15 protein-coding genes are annotated in these 20,646 nt (G+C 60.4%); 1 reads left to right on the forward strand and 14 read right to left on the reverse strand.

Annotation, left to right across the window (positions count from 1 at the left end; translation table 11 throughout):
- Nucleotides 1–16 precede the first annotated feature (16 nt).
- Nucleotides 17–595: a three-helix bundle dimerization domain-containing protein gene (locus ATK06_RS02165; protein WP_048378930.1), complete on the forward strand. Its 579-nt coding sequence runs from the start codon at nucleotides 17–19 to the stop codon at nucleotides 593–595.
- Here ATK06_RS02165 and ATK06_RS02170 read toward each other — a convergent pair.
- From ATK06_RS02170 to ATK06_RS02235, 14 genes are all read right to left on the reverse strand, one after another.
- Nucleotides 563–1,828 carry an ABC transporter permease gene (locus ATK06_RS02170; RefSeq protein ID WP_098388762.1) on the reverse strand — a complete coding sequence of 422 codons (1,266 nt, stop codon included), beginning with the start codon at nucleotides 1,826–1,828 and terminating at the stop codon, nucleotides 563–565. The genes ATK06_RS02165 and ATK06_RS02170 overlap by 33 nt on opposite strands.
- Nucleotides 1,825–2,502: an ABC transporter ATP-binding protein gene (locus ATK06_RS02175; protein ID WP_048378926.1), complete on the reverse strand. Its 678-nt coding sequence runs from the start codon at nucleotides 2,500–2,502 to the stop codon at nucleotides 1,825–1,827. Before ATK06_RS02175 ends, ATK06_RS02170 begins: the two co-directional genes overlap by 4 nt.
- A complete protein-coding gene (locus ATK06_RS02180; RefSeq protein WP_098388763.1) occupies nucleotides 2,502–4,106 on the reverse strand; it encodes a permuted SH3 domain-containing protein in 1,605 nt (534 codons plus the stop codon). The genes ATK06_RS02175 and ATK06_RS02180 overlap by 1 nt, the downstream gene beginning before the upstream one ends.
- 27 nt (nucleotides 4,107–4,133) lie before the next feature.
- Entirely contained in the window at nucleotides 4,134–5,393 is a 1,260-nt protein-coding gene (locus ATK06_RS02185; protein WP_048378922.1) for an ABC transporter permease, read from the reverse strand.
- Nucleotides 5,383–6,705 (reverse strand): efflux RND transporter periplasmic adaptor subunit, encoded by a 1,323-nt coding sequence (locus ATK06_RS02190; RefSeq protein WP_098388764.1) that lies wholly within the window; start codon nucleotides 6,703–6,705, stop codon nucleotides 5,383–5,385. The genes ATK06_RS02185 and ATK06_RS02190 overlap by 11 nt, the downstream gene beginning before the upstream one ends.
- Nucleotides 6,706–7,006: 301 nt before the next feature.
- The gene (locus ATK06_RS02195; RefSeq protein WP_048378918.1) at nucleotides 7,007–7,351 is read right to left on the reverse strand and encodes a hypothetical protein; all 345 of its coding nucleotides are present in this window, start codon (nucleotides 7,349–7,351) and stop codon (nucleotides 7,007–7,009) included.
- Nucleotides 7,323–7,796, reverse strand: a complete 474-nt coding sequence (locus ATK06_RS02200; RefSeq protein ID WP_048378914.1) for a hypothetical protein — start codon at nucleotides 7,794–7,796, stop codon at nucleotides 7,323–7,325. The genes ATK06_RS02195 and ATK06_RS02200 overlap by 29 nt, the downstream gene beginning before the upstream one ends.
- Before the next feature lie 9 nt (nucleotides 7,797–7,805).
- Nucleotides 7,806–8,105 (reverse strand): hypothetical protein, encoded by a 300-nt coding sequence (locus tag ATK06_RS02205; RefSeq protein ID WP_111704132.1) that lies wholly within the window; start codon nucleotides 8,103–8,105, stop codon nucleotides 7,806–7,808.
- Entirely contained in the window at nucleotides 8,102–9,496 is a 1,395-nt protein-coding gene (locus ATK06_RS02210; protein WP_098388765.1) for a GH25 family lysozyme, read from the reverse strand. Before ATK06_RS02210 ends, ATK06_RS02205 begins: the two co-directional genes overlap by 4 nt.
- Before the next feature lie 71 nt (nucleotides 9,497–9,567).
- Nucleotides 9,568–11,232, reverse strand: a complete 1,665-nt coding sequence (locus tag ATK06_RS02215; RefSeq protein WP_048378910.1) for a hypothetical protein — start codon at nucleotides 11,230–11,232, stop codon at nucleotides 9,568–9,570.
- A 15-nt stretch (nucleotides 11,233–11,247) separates the two neighbouring features.
- On the reverse strand, nucleotides 11,248–12,483 hold the full coding sequence (locus tag ATK06_RS02220; RefSeq protein ID WP_098388766.1) for a hypothetical protein: 1,236 nt from the start codon (nucleotides 12,481–12,483) through the stop codon (nucleotides 11,248–11,250).
- Complete coding sequence (locus ATK06_RS11020) at nucleotides 12,480–13,346, reverse strand: hypothetical protein (protein ID WP_143341373.1); 867 nt, start codon at nucleotides 13,344–13,346, stop codon at nucleotides 12,480–12,482. Before ATK06_RS11020 ends, ATK06_RS02220 begins: the two co-directional genes overlap by 4 nt.
- 12 nt (nucleotides 13,347–13,358) lie before the next feature.
- Entirely contained in the window at nucleotides 13,359–14,117 is a 759-nt protein-coding gene (locus ATK06_RS02230) for a hypothetical protein (protein ID WP_048378896.1), read from the reverse strand.
- A 20-nt stretch (nucleotides 14,118–14,137) separates the two neighbouring features.
- Nucleotides 14,138–20,641, reverse strand: coding sequence for a phage tail tape measure protein (locus ATK06_RS02235; RefSeq protein ID WP_098388768.1), 6,504 nt, complete (start codon nucleotides 20,639–20,641; stop codon nucleotides 14,138–14,140).
- Nucleotides 20,642–20,646: the final 5 nt, after the last annotated feature.

The raw sequence follows: 20,646 nt of genomic DNA on the forward strand, positions 1-20,646 counted from the left end.
TCGGTACGCTGGATACATGCGTTACCGAATCGTGAAAGAAGACCTCCACCGCGACTACGACGGGTCCATCGACCCCGCCACCATCGACCAGGTGCTGGCCGAAGAGATCGCGGCCGCAGAGCGTGACGCCACCGTCGACACGTACCTGCCCATCACCGTAGAGCGCGCCGCCCGCGAACGGCTCAGCGCGCTCGGCGAAGCACGCCCAGAGATCCTGTACGCCTCCAAAAACAACGCCGCACGCGCGCAACTTGCCTACGCCATCACCAAGCACCTGGCCGGCGACCGCGTCTACGTGCGAACTATAGGCACCGAAAGCAACAACGACGTCGACCCGCAGGTCGTCGCCGAACTTGAACGCCGCGGCATCGACGCCAGCGCCCTGTACACCAAGGATGACGTCGCGCGCACCGTGCACACCGCCGACGTCGTGGTACTCCTTGGCGTGTCCGAAACCCCTAGTCTGCCCGGCCACCGGTACGAAACGTGGGACATCCGCCACCCGCGCGACGAAGTGGAGATCAGTCGCGCCGCCGATTTCATCGAGCAGAAGGTCCGGGACTTACTCGTAGCGCAGGGCCTCGATCGGATCTAGCTTGGCGGCCTTATTCGCCGGGTAAGACCCAAAGAAGAGCCCAATAGCCAGCGAGAATAGCAGGCTCACAACGATCATCGAGACGGGCGGCGCCACAACCGTCTGCGCGACCGCGAGCCCCAGGCCCACGCCTAGCGCCGTGCCACCGAGAATCCCGATCACGCCACCGACGAGGCAGATAATCATCGATTCAATGACGAACTGCAGCCGGATTGCGCCGCGCGACGCGCCGAGCGCTTTCCGGATACCGATTTCTCGGGTGCGCTCCGTCACGGAGACCAGCATGATGTTCATAACCCCGATACCACCTACGAGGAGCGCGATACCCGCAATTGCCGAAATCGCCAGGGTCATGGCACCGAGCACCTGGTTCACGCTGTTGAGCGCTTCGGTGTTATCCCAAATCTTGTAGGTCGCCTTTTCGTTAGCACTGTATTTCGCGGAGAAGAAGGCATCCACCATCTCCTTGACCTGCCCAGGTTTCACGCCTTTTTTCACGGAGATCCCCACCTGGTAAAAGGCGGTGTCCGCGCCGACTGCTGCGTTTGCGGTGGTGTACGGCACGTAAAGGGTCGGTGGTTCATACCCGCCGGATACGATCCCGGAGGTTTGCGGGGCCTTCGAAACTCCGACGATGGTGAAGCTGGCGATATTGTTGCCGGATTCGACAGTCACCTCTGAGCCGATGGCGGCGCGCGCGTTGCCACGAAACAGCTTATCGACGACCCCTTCGGTGGCCACCGCGACCGCCCTGGCGGCGGCTACGTCGTCGTCGGTGAGCTTGCGTCCAGTGGTCACGTTGATGTTGTTGACGTCCTGGAAGTCAGCGTTGACGCCAAGGACCTCACCTGACGCATCGTCCTCACTGGCGTCGCTGGTCATGGGGCCGGAAAGTTGGGATCCCTGCAGCGCGATACCGTTGACCCGGCTGCCTAGTCGGGCGCGTAAGTTGTCTACGTCTTCTTCGCTGAGCAGGTCACTGCTGGTGAGGTTGCTGGTTGAAAGGTTGTATTCGTCGCCTTCTTCTTGCTTTTCGTGGACCTGGACGTTGTAGTCGGCGGAACCTAGGTTTTCGATGTCGTTGATCGTTTTTACGCGCAGCGCCGACCCGATGGTGGAGATACCCACCACCGCGGTGATGCCAATAACTACGCCGAGCAGTGTCAACGCAGCGCGCAGTTTGTTCACGCGCAAGCTGCTGAAGGCGAGGCCTATCGCATCTTTCAGGTTCATGAGCCAAGCACCCCGTCGCGCATGACCAGGGTGCGTTCGCACTCGTCGGCGAGTTCTGGGTTGTGGGTAATCACCGCGATTGTGGTGCCGCGTTCCTGGTGGAGTTCGTGGAAGAGTTCCATGACCATGTCCCCGGTGGCTGTGTCGAGGGCGCCGGTGGGTTCGTCGGCGAGGATGAGGTCGGGGTCGTTGGCCAGGGCGCGGGCGATAGCGACGCGCTGGCGTTGGCCGCCGGAGAGTTCGGCGGGCGAGTGTTCCATGCGTTCGCCCATACCGACTTGCGCTAGGAGTTCGGCGGCGCGTTCGCTGCGCTCGCGGGACGGCATCCCGGCGTACATCATGGGCAGTTCGACGTTGGCTTTTGCGCTGATACGCCCGATGAGGTTGAAGTTTTGGAAGACGAACCCGATTTTGCGTGACCGGAGGCCGGCTAGGGCGTCGTCGTCAAGCCCGGAAACATCTTCGCCGGAGAGCAGATAGCTGCCGGTGGTGGGCCGGTCGAGGAGCCCGATGATGTTCATGAGCGTGGATTTGCCCGACCCGGACGCGCCGACGATGGCCAGCAGTTCACCGCGTTCGATGCGCAGGTCTACGCCGTGCAGCACGGTGAGTTCGTTGGGGGTGCCGATGTTGAACGTCTTCGTGATGTCACGGATGTCGACGACCGGCGTCATTATTGGCCCTCCATCGTGGTGATGATGGCGTCGTGGCCCGCAAGGTGCGCGTACTCGGCGGCGCGTGCCAGTACGCGTTCGCCGGGCTTGATGTCACCAGAGACTGCGATGTTGACGTCGTTGGCGATACCTACCTCGACAGGGCGCTTCTCGACGGCTCCTACCTCCGCGTTCTCGTCGCCGCTAATGACCAGTACGGCGTGGCTGCCATCCGGCTCATCGAGGACAGCGTCGCGGGGGACGGTGAGCGTGTTCTTCTCCTGACCGGTAATGACCCGAATCTTCGCCGACGCACCCACGCGCAGCCCCTCGGTCTTGCCCGTGACTTCAATTTCGACGGGGAACGTCACCTGCTGCGTGCCCTGGCCACCGCTCTGGTTACCGGACGTCGACGCGGGTGCCTCGGGGGCGGATGCGACGGGGCTGATGGTGCGGACCACGCCGGTGAATTCGGTGCGGCCGGTTGCTGGCGTCGTGAAGCGGACCTTATCACCGGTTTTTACCTTTGACAGGTCAGCTTCCTTGAGCGCGGCGGTGAGGGTCAGCCGGGAATCATCCACAACCGTCAGCAGCGCGCCAGAGGCAGGTTGGCCGGGCTGCGCGCTCACACTGGATACCACGCCGGCGAATGGGGCGCGGACCGTGGCATTGTCTAAATCGACGCGCAGCTGTTCAACGCCTACGGCGGCGGCCCGGGAGCCAGCGTCGGCGGTCTGTTGGGCGGCGTTGAGGGCGTCCTGGGCGTCGGAGATTTGGTTGTGCGCGTTGAGTTCTGCGGCTGCGACGGCGATGTCGGCGTCATTCTTCGCGGCCCACGCTTCATCGGCGGCGCGAGCAGCTTTTGCCGCCTCTTCGGAGGTGGCGCGCAGCACGTCTTGGTGGTCGGCCTTTGCCTTCTCTAATGCCCGGTTTGCGGCGTCTTCGGCGGCGATTGCGTCACCGAGTGCGGTGGATTCGGCAACCCCACCTTCGGCGGCGTCCACGACTGCGCCGGAGGCGCGCAGGCTGGCCCGGCGCGCAGAGTCGAGGGTGTCGCGTGCTGTGTTGAGGGCGGCGAGGCTGTCGCGCACTTTGGCGTCCTGGGGCGCGGCGTTCTGTGCAGCGCGCTGGGCGTCTTCGAAGGCGTTGTTCGCTTGGCGGGCCGTCGCGTGGGCGGCGTTGATTTCGGTGTTCAGGCCGGAGGTCAGGGCGTCGTTAAGCTGGCTGAGCTTGTTCTGCGCCTGGGTGACGGCCTGTTGTCCCTGCTGGTACTGGTTGGTGAAGTCGGCGGATTGCTTGTCCAGTTCGCGCTGCAGCTGGGCGGCGTCAAGACGGGCGACGATTTGGTCGGCGGTGACCCGGTCGCCGACTTTGACTGGGACCTCCGCGACTGGGACGCTCAGGTTCGTGTAGAGACCGGCCGTGCGCGCTGAGGCGACCGTCCCGGAAATGGGTACGGTGGTTTCAAGCTCGCCCTGTTCGAGCGTGACGACGTCAGCCGTCGGCACAATATTCGCCGACTTTGCACCGCGCGTGCACGCCCACGTCAACGCGAGGACGAGTACCACGATGATTGCGACGATGATGCTGATTTTCTTCCAGCGGGAATGTTTTTCAGTAGCCACGGGTTGAGCATAAACGCCCCGAGGTCGTTATTCATAGCGCAACGCGACGATTGGGTCTAATTGTCCAGCTTTCACAGCGGGGTATGCACCAAATAACAGGCCAATCACAGCCGCGAACGCAACGGCTGCCGCCGCTTCGACGAGTGGCACGCCGATGCTCACGCCCATGGCCGCGGCGGCCGTAAACCCGCACCCCAGGCCGGCGACAACGCCGATGACCCCGCCGAATGCGCAAATCACCATGGCTTCGATGACGAATTGGGCGGCGATTGCGCGCTGCGTGGCCCCGAGTGCTTTGCGCACCCCAATCTCGCGGGTTCGTTCGGTGATGGAAACTAACATGATGTTCATCACTCCGATGCCCGCAACGAGCAACGCAATCGCGGCAATCGCGGACATGACCCACGTGATGAGGGTGACGATGCCACTGATGCGCTCGAAGTTGGCGGTGTAGTCGTAGACGCGTGCGTACGCGTAGGGATTGTCGGCGTAAAGCGCGTCGGCGAGCCGCACGAGCTGGGTGTGGGCGACGTCGGCGTCGGCACCGCGGGCCAGGGAGACCCCCACCGAGCGGAAGGCGGGCGGCGCGCCGAGTAGCCCGGCTAGCGTGGTGTAGGGGACGTGGGCGCGCGGCGCGGCGTCGGGGTTGACGAGGCCGCCGGCGATTTGGGGCGCACGCGTCACGCCGACGATGGTGAAGGCGACGCTGGTGCCGGATACGTCGACGGTGACGCTCTGCCCCAGTGCGGTCTGGGGCGTCAGGCCGTCGGGCAGGGCTTCCTCAGGCACGGTGATGACGCGCTCACCGGCGCCAATGTCGCTGCTGAGGACACCACGCCCGGCAAGAAATACCACGTTGTTGACTTCGGCGAAGTCTTCGTTGACGCCGAGCACGGTCGCTTCGATGGCCTCCGCACCGATGGAAAGTGTGGTGACGTCGAGGATGGGCCCGTAGGCGGAGACGCCGCGAATCTGGTCGCCTAGGTCGTCGCGGAGAATGTCGAGGTCGTTTTCGGTGAGCAGGTCTCCGGCGATGATGTCGCCGCCGAGGTTGTAGTCGTCGGCGTTGGAGGTGGTTGCGGCGCGCGCTTCGATGGTGAGTTGGAAGTCGGCCATGCCGAGAGTTTCTACGTCGTGGAGGGTGCGCAGCCGGAGGGCGTCGCCAAGCATGGAGATGGAGATGACGGCCATGATTCCGATGATCACGCCCAGCAGTGTGAGCACGGATCGGAGCCGGTTGATGCGCAGGCTCGCCCAGGCCAGGGCGACGGCTTCTTTAATTCCCATGGATGGTCACAGGCTTGCCGACGAGCCCCGCGTACCGCTGCGGGTTCTCCAGGACCTGTTCGCCCGCCCGGATGTCGCCACGCACCTCGATGCGTGCGCCCTGCGTGGTCAGCGGCGTCACCTGGCGGCGTTCCACCACCTGGCCGGGCCCCAGGACCAGCACGGAACCGTCCGCGACGGCGCCGGCGGGCACTAGCACGAGGTCGGGGTCGGCGTCGGCGCCAGGTTCCTCCACGACGAGTTCAATCGTGGCAACCGCGCCGACGAGCAGCGGCTCCACGTCCCCGTCAGGCCGAATCTGCACGGGAAAGTAGGGGCGCCCGGTCGCGTCTTCGCTTCTCGACGCCACCGTCCCGCTGACCGGCGACACCTGCTCGACAACACCGGTAAATTCGCGGTTCCCGGTCGCGGACGTCGTGAAGCGTTCCTTCATGCCGGGGCGCACGGCTGCCACATCGACGTCGCGGACGCTCGTGTGCACGACGATGGCGGAATCGTCGATGATCGTCAGCAGTGCTCCCACAGCCGGCTGCCCCGCAGTGGCCAGAACCTCGCCCACGACCCCGCCAAACGGGGCGCGCACCTCACTGGGATCGCCTGTAATCTGCGTCTTCTGCAACTCCGTAGACGCCTGCGCCTGGCGAGCAGACACCACCGCGGCAGTATCGTTCGCGTTCTTCTGCGCGTTCGCCACCTCCTGGCGCAAACGCTCGGCGACGAGCTGCGCGTTACGCTGCGCGTCGTCGAGGGCGCGCTGCGCCTGGCCAGCCCGCTGCTTCGCCGCCGCTTCCGCCACCGGATCCCCGGCGACTTCAGCCGCCTTAGCTTCCGTATTCGCCGCAGCAATCGCAGCCTCCGCGTCGCGGACAGCACGCCCCGCACTGACCTGATCCGGGTGATTACCCTCCTGCACCTCCTTCGTGATGCGGGCAAGGTTTTCCTGGGCGCGACGCTGCTCCACATCGCCTTCCACGCGGCGGGTCTGCGCCTCCGCGGCTTTCGATTGTGCCTCCAGCTCCTGCTTCGACGTGTCCAGAACGGCAACGACCTGGCCTTCTTGCACCCGGTCGCCGGCGACCACCGTGATGCGCGTGACCGGGGCCTCCACCTCCGGGTACACGGCCGCCTTGGTGCGCGAATCCACCTGCCCCGTCAAGTTGAGAGTGAGTCCCCCGTTCTCACTGTGCGCCGTGGACACGTCGGCGGCGTCCACTGTCTCCCCGCGGAACAGGATGGGTATGAGGAAGACCCCGAGTACAGCGATGATCACCACAACCACCGCGGTGGAAAGCACAACAGCGCGCTTCTTCACGGGACCTCCTCGGTGGCCTAGCCGGTGTCAGACAAAACAAAAATAGACTACACCAAGCAACCATCGCATGCCCCCACGACGCATAAACCCCAGGCCGGTGCGAAACCGGACTGGGGTTTTGGTGGAGCCGCCTGCGAGAATCGAACTCGCGACCTTCTCATTACGAGGGAAACACTTTATGGTCCTGACCTGCACCTATATGAGGTTTGCTCGGTGGGCGTTCGGTGAGGATTTTTGATGCCCAGGCCGGGAAACGAAAAGAGTGCCCCGACGGTCCAGTTGCGGACCGTCGGGGCACGGTTTAAAGGTCTGCTTTCACAGACGGATGTAACTCGATTTTCAGCGCAGGGTTGGACTGCATCACGCCACGGATTCCAGAAAGCGCCCAACCGTATTTCTCGCGGACTCGCTCAAGTTCCTCACGTGCTTCAGCGAGTTCTGCGCGGGCCTCACGGGCTTGGACGGTCATCTCTTCGATGACGTCCAGGAGCCGTTGAGTAGCGTCAGAGACCGTGGCTTCATCGGACGCGGGATCTGGCGGGGACTTCTTGCGCATCACCCAGACCAGAAGAACAGTTCCCACGACGAACATTCCAACAGCAAGCGCAGACCACGGGTTATCGGCGTTCGTTGGGTCGAAGTGCATCGGCAACCCCCTTGTCAGTGACGCGGACAGTGATCTCGGTACGACGGCCGCGCCATACGGCCCAGGCTGCGAGCACCACAATCGTCAGAAACCCGCTCCCACGGTCAAGGAACGCAGCCGGGGAAACGAGGATGAATGCCGCGCCCCACAGCCCCAGCGTGGCGGCCATGACGTACAGTGCCGCACCCGCAATGGGGCTGGACCACCACTTGGCGCAACACACAGCGACAAGGCCAGTCACGCACCACACGATCGCCCACGCCCAGCCCGGGAAAGGGAGCAGCTGCGCGGGAATACCCGGCGCGCCGCTGCCGGCTAGGTAACCGATGCCGCGGGCAAGAAAAAAGACCCCGAGGATGACGAGCACTCCGGAGTCTGTGAGCATGAGCTTGCGTAGTCGTCTGACTGGGCCTTTCAGCTTTTCGGGCAGCAATTCAATTGGCATGGGCACCTCCTAGTGGTAGGAGCTGAATTGGGATTCGGCATGGTGCTCTGGGGCGGGGAATTCACTGAGCGGGACGCCCACTGGGGCTTCGTCAGATTCCTTGCCGGTGTTTACTGCCGCAATCAAGCCGCCGATGAGGGCTGCTAGGCCGCCGGTTTGTCCAAGCCAGGAATCGACCTGTTCGGGCTGGACGATGCCGAATACTGTTAGGACAAGCCCCACCACGGCTACTGCAACGTAGATTGCGAGGCGAATCCACCAGGGTGTGCCGATGACGGCACGGGGTTTAGGCGCACGACCGTTCTTCATTGCTTCTTCCTCCATTCGGTGAGTTTCTTCCAGATCGCCACGAGCATGTTTGCGTGCATGTCCTCGATTTTTCGGTCCAGTTCCAGGACGTAGCCTGCGATGGTGTCGCGGAATTCCGAGCGCTGGCCATCTGGGTTGATGTAGCGCGACTGGAAATCGTGGGCTAATTCGTGGTGAATACGCCTGGTTTTCTCGAGCAGTTCCCGCTGCTCATCGTCAGTGAGTGCCATGAGTGGCCCCTTTCGTTGAAGATTTTTCCCCGTAAAGATTGCGGCGAGCTCATCGCGAGTCCCGCGGAAAGCGTTGACGTCGACGTATCTGCCAGCGACAGCACCGTTTGAGCCGTACTGGAGGATGTCTGGCCTGCGGTCACCGAGCGGGTACGACCATCCGGGGTGGGCGTTACCGCCCTCGGATTGATACAGGTCGCGGCCTGGGCCGTAGGCGTTGCGCTTGCCATAGTGGGAGACCCATAGGTGGCCAAGGCCGTCCATCGATGGTTCACCACCTGGCATGTGCTCCCAGTACCAGGCACCTGAATAGATTCCCGGGACGTAGTAGCCGCGACGCTCGAGTTCGCGTTTTGCTTCCCACACGTCTGTGCCCGTGAGCAGCTTGCGGTTGGCCGAATCCACAGACTCGACGTCAATCCAGACGCCCAGGTCCCGGCGCCCGCCCATCTGCTGGTCAATGACATCGACCTGCTGGTTGATGGTGGTGCCCTCAGATGGAGCCCTGAGATACCAATATGTGGCCACCAGTATGCCAGCTGCTTCAGCGTCAGCTAGATGTGATTGGAAGGTCCGGTCACGATACGTGCCATCACAGAGCCGAAGAATCGCGAACTCCCACCCCTCACGTTTTGCTTGAGCTAGGCTCATGCCGTCCTGGTGCTCGGAGACGTCAACACCAAACACGGTGGCCGACGGGCTCTTGTCCTCAGCGGCCTCGCCCGGCCACCGGGCCCCGGCAAGCACCTTCTGCGGATCTAAAATCGATTCCCCTAAAACCCGGCGCACGGCTGGGACCCAAGAGTAGCGGTAGAACTCGAAGTGCAGATGCGGGGCTACACCTCCGTTGGTGGCGGAGTTGGGGTCGATACGGCCAATCCGTTGTCCCTCGCGGACGTTCTGGCCTGCGGCCACTTCGGGGATGATGTGGCCGTAGACAGATTCGCCACCACCTACACTGGCGGGGTGGTCGAGTCTGATCCATCGTCCGAAGCCTTGTGCCGGTCCTGCCTGGACGACGGTTCCGTCTTTGACGGCGTAGATGGGGTATCCACCACAGCCGCCGGCACGTCCGTAGTCGGTGCCCCAATGGGTGGTGCCCCAGCGCTGTCCTAGCGGACTGGTGACAATAAAGGCCTTTTGCACGGGCATTGTGACCATAGTTCCCTCCTTTCTGGAGTTATAAGAAAAGCCCCACAGTGGGGGGCGTAATTCCGATAGCTTTATAGGGTTTATAAGTACATGATTTTTTCCTCTAGTATGTTCAACCTGCTCATGATTTCGCGGGTAAAGTTATTTAGCACTTCAATCAAATTAAGTTCTCCCAGGTATAAACCCATGCCTGGTGTATCTGTTGTAATACCTAGCCTGATTTCCCCCCCGGCTGCGTGAACGCCATCACCAATCGCAATCCCACCAACTTCTGCAGTAGCTCCTCGACCTATTGCCACTCCATGCGGCTCATAATCGCTTTTGCGGCCAGCTGCTCGAGCACCATCACCAATCGCAACACCAGCCCCTTGGGCTGCAGCTTCATTACCGATAGCTACACCGTCCCCGCTGTCACTAGCTAAGCCCTGGACATCCGATCGTGGGCCTATTGCAATTGCGCCCTCGCCCAAGGGCTCCCCCACAGTAATCGGAGGTTTACCGCCAAGAGTATCCCAGGTCGGCGCCCCAATATCTGTACGCAAACGCTCAAGCTGCTCCGGGGTCAGCTGCTCAAATCCCACAGTTCCGGGTTTCCCTTCAGGCCCCGGTTCTCCCTTCGGACCACGCAACGAAGGAGATTGCTTCCCCATTACCGTCAATTTGTCTCCAGCCCAGGAGATACTATCTGTCGCTTCGCGGAAAAAGTCACCGAATTCCTCAGTCTGCCGCATGCTTCTGTCTGCAGCAGCGACAGCTTTTCGTTCAGCGTCCTCAGCCCGTGAAGCATATTCGGCCGTATTTTTCTCAGCCGTGTTCCACGCAGTAACTAGCTCGTTACCCTTTTCTTCAAAAACTGCGGCAGCAATACCAGTTTTGACTAAAACAGCTTGGGCTTCTTCTAAGGAGGCTTCGGCCTTCTGCGATGCCGAGGTAACCTTTTGAGCTTCCGTACCAGCCGTTTTAGCCGAATCAGCAGCTTTTTGCTCGCTCCGTCCCGCAGCCTCTGCGGCTGTCATCGACTGTGATGCTGAAGTTTTGGCTTCTTGCGCCGACTTACTTGCTTCTTTTCTAGCCTTTTCTACTTGGGATTGAGCATCTACAGCCAAGCCAGCCTGAGTGCTGGCTGTATCAGCCATCGACGTGGCTTGTGAGGCAGAAGATTCTGCAGCTGATTGAGCTGTGCGTGCGACATCTGCGGAAGCTTGCGACTGTGCAGCACTCTTAGCCGAATTTTCTGCAGAAATACCTGCTGCAGAAGCAAAGGATTCTGCCTGAGAGAGGTACATGTTGGTATTGTTCTCCGATTCCAATGCCGCTTTCTGGGCTTTCACCGCAATTTCGCCAGCCGATGATGCGCTGGCAGCAGACTGTTCTGCTTTCTGAGCAGCCTCACGCGCAGCACGTCGGTCAGCGACGACCTCACCAGCCAGACACTCCAGCACAGAACGGTCAGCCTCACCAGCGACCTGGGCAGCGAGGACACACTCCTCCAGCGTCGCGGTCGATGTCGCCGGCACGACCAGGCGCACCACATCCGACACTGCGCCCACCCAGGTCAGAACCAGCACGGCCGGACCCGGAATGCATTCAAATCGCACCTGTCCGCCTGACACGGTCACCGGTGCGGACTCCGGGGTGACTACACCGCCGCCGTGAGGGCGATGGCCAGGGGCCCGCACAAGCACCTGCGCCACGCTTGATTGTTGATTCGTGACCGCTTTAAGCGGCCCAGACACAGTAGTCATCTACTTCCTCCTTATCTAGGTTTTTCCGACGGGGAAAAACAGCGCAATGGCTTCACGATGAGACTCAAACCCGCCCACGCGAGTCGACGCCCCGTTAAACCCTTCAGTGAAATACACAAACGAGTTCGTGGCCTGCACCGACCCAATCAGCACACACCTGCCGTAGTACCCACCGCGAAAAGATGCACTTGCGCGACGACCATCAACGGTCAATGTTCCTTTCACACCAGTTTTTGACCCGTTGCCCTCCACCGCCAAAAACTCGGGTTGCTGCTGCACAATCGCGGTCTGGGTACTCGAAATTTCACGCTGCGCGTCACTTAACTCACCCTGCTGTTTTCCCAGCTTATTCTGCTGCTCCTTCAGCGTGTCCTGCTGTTTTTCCAGGCCCTCCATCGCCTCCTGATGTGCCGCAGAAATACGCAAATTCAGGACATTCAACCCCAGCGAGAGGCTTGCCCCCTGGGCGACGACATTATCCGGAGTTTTCTCCAGCTCCGACTGGAGGGCTTTCACGGTCTTCTCAATTTCAGGGGTGAGCTTCGCCGCCTGCTCCAAGTCCCGGCGCGCATAGGCCAGGGATTTGGCCACCGCGTCCGTTGGGGCGAGTTGCGTTTCCACGCGAGAGAGGCGGTTGTCCACCGGTGCGAGAAGGTCGCGTGTTGCTGATTCGGCGCGGGCTTGGGCTTGTTCGAGTTCGCGGACGCGGCGTTTTCTTTCCGCGGTTCGTTGGGCAACAAGTTCCGCGTTCGTGCGTTCCCGTTCATTTGGCTCAGCAATAGGCTGGCCACCTACGTAAACGCTCACCCCGCTACCTTGCGCATCGACGCCGACCTCAATTGAGGACACAATAGAGGACACCTCCCCAAGTGACGGGATCATCACTTCTACGGCGGAGCCCACATCGTAGTCTCGGCCTGGGGCGTACCTGCCGCCGTCGTAGGTGGTGATTTGTCGTTCGAAGTAGATTCCCTCAGCAGCCTCTTTCGTGGCTGCGTCTATGGTGTGCTCGAAGGCTGAGTACTCGGCTTCAGCGTTGATGATAACGTCTGCGCGTCGGAACGATAGGTCGAATCGGCCTGCTTTACGGGCGGTTTCCGGTTGGTAGATGTAGGCGTCTTTGAACCGGTAATCCTGTTCTGCCAGTTTTTTACCTTCCGGGATTTGGACGTTGAAAGCTCCGTAGATGTAGGTCGCTTTCTGTGGGGCTACTGTGACCTCACCTTTGTCCGCGTACAGGGTTGGTGTCATTTGTCCTCCTTCTGCTGAGAGCAACGCACAACGATCGTTGCCACTTGCAGGCGATGTCCTTTCGGCTGCGGATCGCCCGGAAGCCACAGGTACGTTGAGACCGTAATGCCGGCTGAGGCCGCAAGCGGGATAGTATCTTCACCCAACGGTTTGTCCGAAGGATGAATCATCAGCCATGGGGATTCTTGGGCAGGCTGCTTTTCGACGACGATAGGCGGGTTAGTCGTTACTCCAATTGCTGTGAACACTGCTGCGAGTGATTCATCAATGATCTTTTCGACTGTAGCTAAGGCTGGGCCCTCAACGATGACAGTGTCGTAGGCTTCGCTGAACTTGATGTCCTGGATACGACGAGGGGTCGTAAACGTTTTGAGGTTGTGAGATTCCCCTACCCAGTCACGATTAGCGGTGAACCATCTTCCTTTCCACGAAGCCGGATTGGACACGCACGGAATCTGCCACAAATACGACGCAATGTCCGCCCCCTGTATTTCGATCAGGACCGGTCCATGCGCGTTGAACTCCACCCGGCGCGGTCCTGCGCGGAAGGCTTGACGTAACCCATTGCGTTCGATGACGATGAGCCTTGTTTTCTCTACTGGTTGTAGTGTGCCTGTGTTGTCCGTTGTCCCGATTGAGGGGTCAATGAGGTGTGGAACGCATGGGTGGATGTGGCCGGGTTGGGGTTGGACTGGGATTGTTAGTTGTAGGGTCTCGGTGGCGTTTCTGGTAGTACGTGCCGATAGTGATGTGGGGTGCGGCAGGTCGCATAACCAGGTGCCGTTTTCGTCGAGGAGGCCCGTCCAGAGCCCGTGCGTTGATAGCTGCGTAGATCGGTGGCGGGCGAAGTCTTCAGGTGTCACGTGGGCTCCTTTCTAGAGGCGTTTCCAGGGGTCCCAAATCCCAATGACGTAGGACAACGTTGCGTTCGTTGCGGTGTACGCCGCTTGTGTACCTGGGGGGATTGACGATGGGATGAATTCCAGTGCGCGGGTTAGCCCCAGGTCTTGGGTGCCGTCCGGGGTGCAGACCACTCCGCCGCGGGTGCCGTCGAGGTTGACGGTGCGCATGCTGGGTGCGCTGGGTAGTCGCATGGTGACTGCTGAAGGGAGCGACACCTTGCTGTTGGAGCCTTGCCAGGCCACTGTTGGAGACAGGGGTACGTCGCCGTCGTTTGCGATGAGGTGTGTGCCTGGTGGCAGGGTTGTGGATCGTTGCCAGACCCCGGTGTGGCAGACCAGGGGGACGGTCACCGAAACCAGCCATTCATGGTCTGGGTCTGATTCGGGGGCTGGTATTGCCCCGTCTTGGGTGACATGGCAGGCCCACGTATCACCAGTGCTGGTTAGCAGGGACAGTATCCCTGGGGTGGTGTGTGAGAATGCGGCGCGCACTCGTGAATAGACGGCATCAACCTCGTGGACGTCGATAAGCAAGCCCAAGCTTCCGGTCATCTTGCCCGTGGTCGTCCCTGTGATGATCTCGCCCGGGACGTAGGGGCTGGTGACTGATTGCGTGGTTGGTGTCCCCACCAGGCCGCTGAGGGCTGCTCGTTCAATCGCCACTGTGGAGTCTGCGCCGGTGAGGTCTAAAAGATCACCGGCAGGACTGGTGTACGTGATCGAGTAAGCCATGTGTTTCTCCTTTCATTTGTTTAGCGGGTGAAGTAGTCCGCGCCTGAGGGGGCGAGCTTGCGTTCAACTTCACCAATGCGGCCACCGAGGCCTTCTGCAACCTGGTTGAAAACATTCAGCAGCCGTTCTTCAGCAGTGCCCTCAGTCGGCACCGTGATATTGAACGTGGGGCCTGCTGCCTTACCCTTTGTCTCTAGTGCTTTAGCGAGTGCTTCGAGTGCCCCACCCTGGCGGTCCAATGCTGAAGCAATCGCCTCACGCTGTGCTTGCTCAGCTCGCTGAACTTCCTCAGGGGTGGAATACCGAATAGATGGGGTCTTCGGGGCTGCGAATATCTTCTTCATCATCTCCGCCAAGTCGCCAGGGGCTGCCGACTGTGCTGCGTCGGTAGCGCTCACGTTGCCGCGGTCGTTAATCCCAGCAATAAAGCCCTTGACGTCAGCCTGATTGAACTGGCTTGAGACCGTTGGGGGTGCCGCAAAATCAGGCATCGGTAAAGGTTCCATCCCGGCAGCCTTGACCTGCTGCTGCGACAACTTCAACTGGTGGGCAATCATCGACTGCACACCCTGGAGGGCTTCTGCCTGCTTGCCTGCAGAACCTAGCAGCGTGTTGAACTGATTTAGGTAGAACTCAGAAGCCTTACGAAGTGCCGCCACCTCAGTCTTGGATGATGACCGGTCAATAGCAGCTTCAAGCTTCTGCATTTCTGCAGCAGCCTGCCACGCCAACTGCTCTTGCTGGAGTTGGGCGATCTTCGGGGCGTAATCAGCCTCAATCTTTGTCTCACCCATCGACCGCTCAATATCAGCAATCGACTTCTTCCAGTCCGCAATCCGCTTCTCTTCCTCCAGATCGTCCAGAGCCCGGCGCGCTTTGCTTAGTGGTGAAGCTTCGAGGGCCGCTTTAGCTGCGTCCTCACGGCCTAAGCCCATGTGGAAGGCTGCTTCTTCCATGGCTTTGCGGGCTTGGGCTTGTTCTTGGACGGTGAGCTGGGACATTAGGCCCTTGCCGGAGGCTTCGCGTTGGGCGATTTCGGCTTGGATTTGCTCGATCTGGCGTTGGTAGGTCTTTTTCTGGGAGACTGACCACCATTTCTGGCGCTTCTTGCCTTGGGCTTCTGCAAGCTTGACGTAGAGCTCGGCAGTCCTGGACCCAGTTTGTGCCTTCTCGACGTTCATGCCGCGGGCTAGGCCGGTGGCCGCGGCAAGCTGTGCCGCCTGTGCCTGCAAAGTGCGCACCGACGATGCTGCTTGCAAGGCTGCGATAGCAGAAGCCTTATGTGCCTCCAGCAACTGGATCGCTGAGGATTTCTCTGCCGCCATGGCCTCGGCTCTGGCTTGCCACACTTCATGCTGCAGCGCATTCTGCTCGTTTAACGCAGCCCTGGAAGCGTCAGCTAATTCCTGCCACCGGAAGATACCTGTCCGCGAGGCTTCCTCAATCTGGCGTTGGAGGGCAGCCACGCTTGTCGAGGCAATCGTAATGGACTGCTCGCGTGCAGCCTCCAGTTTTGCCTGTGCGCGGGCAATGTTGACCAGGCCGTCCATCTGGGTTTTCTGGTAGTCAAACTGTGCTCGCGACAAGTCCCACTGGGCGCGTGCCTGAGCCAGTTTGTCTTGGGCCACCTGGATATGCAGCCGGGCAGTTGCTTGCGACATCTCGTCGATAACGCTGACCAGCTCTGCCATCGCCTGGGCAGACTCGGCAACAGCTTGTGCCTGCAACGTTTTGATGCGGTTGACTGCCTCAATGATGCGATTAACCACCGAGAAAATAGCCTTCGCCGCTTCGATAGCCATCGTGATCTGGGCAGCGTAGATGTTGCCAGAGATCTGGGCTACCGTATTGGCGGCATCGGCAACTTCAAGTTCGGCGTCCGAGACACGCTGCGTTGCCTTCTTGATAGCCTGGGCGTTTTTCGCACCGTTCTTATCGATGTCATCGCTGGCATCTTCACGGGCGCGAGCAAGCTTACGCTCGGCAGCTTCAATCCGGTCAGCCTTACCGCTGGCGCGTGCCTTAGCCAGATCGCGTTCGGCATCTTCAAGGCGACGGGCTGCCTGCTTCGACATCCCACCACCTTCAGCGGTCGCTTTCTCTAGTTCCTTGCGCGCTTCGCGGAGTTCTTCTTCGGCCTCGCCCATGGCCAGGACATCAGCATGAGCCTGGGCGCGGGTATCAGCAAGACCTTGTTCTGCATCACGCAGACCAGTGAACTCTTCAGGCAACAGAAGTGACGCAACCTGCAGGCCGTAACGGGTGGGGTTAGAGTCAATCCGCTCAGCAACCCCAGTCATGGCTTCTGCAGCCTTGTTCAGCGCCTCGGTCGCCCCAGGCAAAGCTTCAGCAGCCCGGGTAAGTGCCGCCCAGGACGCACCCGACAAAGCACCAGAGACTGCGGACGTGACAGACCCTCCGGGGACACGACCGCCAGTCCACAGCCCTGGCGTGTCTGGCCACGTGCCCGCGTTCATTGCCGCCAACTGATGGTGGTACCGCTGGGAGGACCGGGCATTAATCACCCATTCCCCGCCATCAAGGCGCACAAGTGGCATACCAAGCGAGTCAACCCCACCGAACCCATCACGGGTGCCGGTGCCGGGGCCGCTAGTTGGCAGTTGCCCACCGGTTGCACGCCCATTCAGACGCAGCGCCATCAGCGTAGAGACAACATCATGGGTACGTGCCGCTGACCCGAATCCAACAGCCGAGCGGGAACGCTGCTTGCGACCACCAGCGTCGGTTACTTCCACACTGGTGGCACCAGTATCAGCATTCGGGAAATGCATCCAGTCGGTAAAACCACGACCTGTCAAGGGGCCTGCAGTTTTCCCGATAGTAAACCCACCGCCGGTGTTACCACCGGACTCGACGAAAGTGCCGTCAGCCAACACCATTGCGGTATGCCCATTGATGCCACCGCCCTGGTCCCACCATCCGATAGTGATATCGCCACTGGAACCCTGGCCTGGCTCCGCACCACGGGAGGCCAACCACTGCCCCTCGGTTACCGTCGACATGCGTGACTCGAACGGGTCGCGGCCCTGCCACGTGTTAATCGTGAGCGCTACGGCACCGGAGCAGTCGACGCCGGCAGGTGACCACCCGCCCATGATGTACGGAGTGCCGTCCATGAACCGAATCTTGGACTTCAGCGCAGCCGAATCCAGCACACGCCCACCGGTCTCCAAAGCCTGCAGACCAGGAACCACATCCGGGAACGTTCCGGCATTCATAGCCGCAAGCTGTCGGTCATACCGTCGTGCGGAACGAGCATTAATCACCCATTCCCCACCGTCGAGACGCGACAGTGGCATGCCCTCGGCAGTCACCCCAAGGAAACCATCAGTAATCTCTGTGCCCGGGCCAGTCGTCGGCAAGCGGTAGCCAACATTGCCACCAGCTGCCAGGCCCTGGACCCGACCACCGGAAGCGCGGCCACCGGTATTGCCAGACACCGTCCGGCGAGTCGTCGTGACCGTGATGTTCTTGTCCTTCAGAGCGTTGAGGTCATCACTTACCGATTTGATGTCACGACGCGCCTGCTCGACATCGGCCTCGACCTTGGTCTTCTTCTCTTCGGGCGCGTCCTTTATGTCATCGACAAATTTCTTGACTTTATCCCGGGCTTCCTCAGTCCGGGCCTCGATGATCGTGTTTTTCTCATCAGGGGTGGTATCCAGCGCCACGCCCAATTCTTCAAGCTGGCGCCGTGCGTCCTCGGACACGATGGACATCTCAATCGGTTTATCGTTCGGCATGTTCTCAATGAGCGCCCAGACAATAGCTACTTCCGTTTCAACATCCGATGCGCCTTTTAACTGCACCAGAGTTTCCACAACCTCCGGCATAAGACCGTACTGCTGCTGCAAAGCTTCCAACTGATCTGGAAGAAGTTCGTAAGCGTCCGACAGCCCCGCAAGGCCGACTTTGGCGACCTCAAACGCCTCGCCTGCATCATTTCCATCAGCCACAGCTTTCAAGAAGCGGTCAGACAACGACATCAACGAATCATGCAACGACTGCGCATTCTTATCCGTTGCCTGCAACTTGCCCGACTGATCAAACAGCGCATCGCCTAGCCCCTCACCATCAACAATGGCCGACTGGGCAGACGACGCCACCTGGTCCACAGTCTTAGCAAGACTCATCATCGCGTCCTGAGCAGACGCCGGCAACATCCCCATGCCCTCAAGCACAGACTTCAACGCCGACAGACGGTCCTCAGCACTTGCCGACGAATCAGCAAGAACCCCAATACCTGCAGCAATCTGGGCAGTCGCCGGCTCCACACGCTGTGCCGCAGCAACCTGGGCATCAAGCTCACGCTTGACTCCGGCTAACTGGTCGGCAGCATGGCCACCAGCTTCACCGGACTCACGCAACTTATTAATCAGGGCATCATACTGCGGGCCACCGGCAGCAATAGCCTGATACATCTGCTGCTCAGTCATCGACAGCTCTTCAAACGTGTCCTGCAACTCCTTGTACGCAGCCCGGCGCGTACGTGTGGCTTCTGCGTCGGCTTGGTATTGGTCGGAGAAGGTCATCCGTCCGAGAAGGCCTTCGTCGGTGTCTACTTTGTAGACCAACTTGTCGGAGGCTTGGCCTTTGGCCATGAATTCGGTGAGTTGGTTTTGTGCTGCTGCTTCGGCTGCTTTACGTCCGGCTTCGGAGAGTGCTCCGGTAGTGCCTGCGACTGCGAGAGTGAGGTCGCGTTGGACTGCTGCTGCGTTTGCTGCTGATTCGCGGACCTTATCTTGGGCTGCGGCTAGGGCGGTGTGGGCGTCGATGACGGCTGTGACTGCGATGGTGGCCGCGCCGAGTGCGACGTTCCAGGGGCCGCCAAGGAAGTCGACGACACTGCGACCTGCTTGCGCAGCGACGGCTGCTGCGCCCTTGGCATTGCCCGCGAAGCTGGCCAAGCCGGCTGCAGACCGATGCCCGAATTGGGTGATGATGTGATCTGCAGACTCCCATGCATTAGATGATGCCAGGGCTGCTTGTTGCGCTGTTTTCGCCGCATTGATGTGGTTTTGGCGCCACTCAAGGAGTGGTTCTTTTGCATTTATAAACGTTGTGGCAGTTTTTGCCACAGATTTGTTTGTCGATTCAGTTGCTGCGTATATCGCAGCGTCGAGTCGAGTGATGGTGTAACCCGACTTCTGAAGCATTTGTTGCCACTCTCGTGCGTTGCCTGCGGAGGCCCGCATAGAGGCACCCATCATGCTCACTTTTTCGGGGAATGCTTGCCACTTGGACAGTGCCATGACAGCACCGGCTGCCATGAGTGGAGTTTGGATACCTTCTAAAGCGCTCGCGAGACCAGCGACTGCGGAGGCTGCTGGCTCTGCAGCGCTAGCAATCCCGGAGAATACGACCTTGCCTGCACCAAGCCCGGATTCAAGGGCTGAACCGGCCTTTTCGATTCCCTTGGTAAACAAGTCCAGGCCGCCGACGAGGTAGTCCTGGGAAGCGTCAAAGACTGCCAGGTAGGCATCTTCGGCGGTGTTTTGCATGCGCTCGAGTGCCCCTGGAAGGCCCTCGGTTTGGGCTGCTGCAACTTCGGCAGCCTGCCCTTGGCGGGTAACCGCATCACGCAGATTCGCGAATTGCTCAGCACCCTGGGATGCAGCAATGCCGGCTAGGCGCATCGCGTCAGACCCGAACAAGGTTGCTGTTGCTGCTTGGTACTGTTCGTCTGACATAGATGCGGCAGCCTTATTCAGCTGGCCCATCAAAGACTCAAGGCCAACGAACCGGCCCTGGGCATCGTAGATCGTCAGACCAAGTTCCTCAATGGCTCGCTGAGCAGGTTTACCCTGGTCGGTCAGTGACAGCAGCGCAGTCTTGAGCAAAGTACCGGCGTCAGAGCCGGTAATACCGGCATTGGCGAACATTGCAATCGCGGTCGCCGTATCGTCAATATTGACCCCGAACTGGTTGGCCACAGTACCGGCCTGCTGCAATGCCATCGAAACATCGGTCATCTCAGCAGATGAAGCATTAGCCGCACCAGCCAGAATGTCCGAAACGCGCCCAGCCTCTGAGGCGTCCAACGAGAACGCCTGCAAGGCTTGGGATTGAATCGTTGCCGCAGTAGCCGCGTCGACCTGAGCAGCTGAAGCCAGCTGCAGTGTGCCCTTGGCTGCCTCCATGGACTGCTCGACGCTAAACCCACCTTTGGCAAGTTCCGTCATCGCAGCTGCCGCATCGGAGGCCGACGTAGCCGTTAGGTCCGTCGCACTGCCCAGTTCCCGGGCCTTAGCCTGGACAGCCTCCAACTGTGCAGCCGAGGCCTGAGACACTGCTGCCATGGTGTTGAGCTGAGACTGGAATTCCTTACCGGTCTCAAACACGTTCCGGGCGAACTCCGCGCCACCCATCGCAGCGCCAAGGGCTGCACCCATCTTGCCGGCTGCGCCAATAACACCACTTAAGCCCGACTCGAGTTTCTTGTCGAAACCTTTCAGATCTGGCTCGACAAGAATATCAATCTTGCCACCGGCAGCAGTACTCATAATGT

Source organism: Corynebacterium renale (assembly GCF_002563965.1).
GTDB classification, from domain to species: domain Bacteria; phylum Actinomycetota; class Actinomycetes; order Mycobacteriales; family Mycobacteriaceae; genus Corynebacterium; species Corynebacterium renale.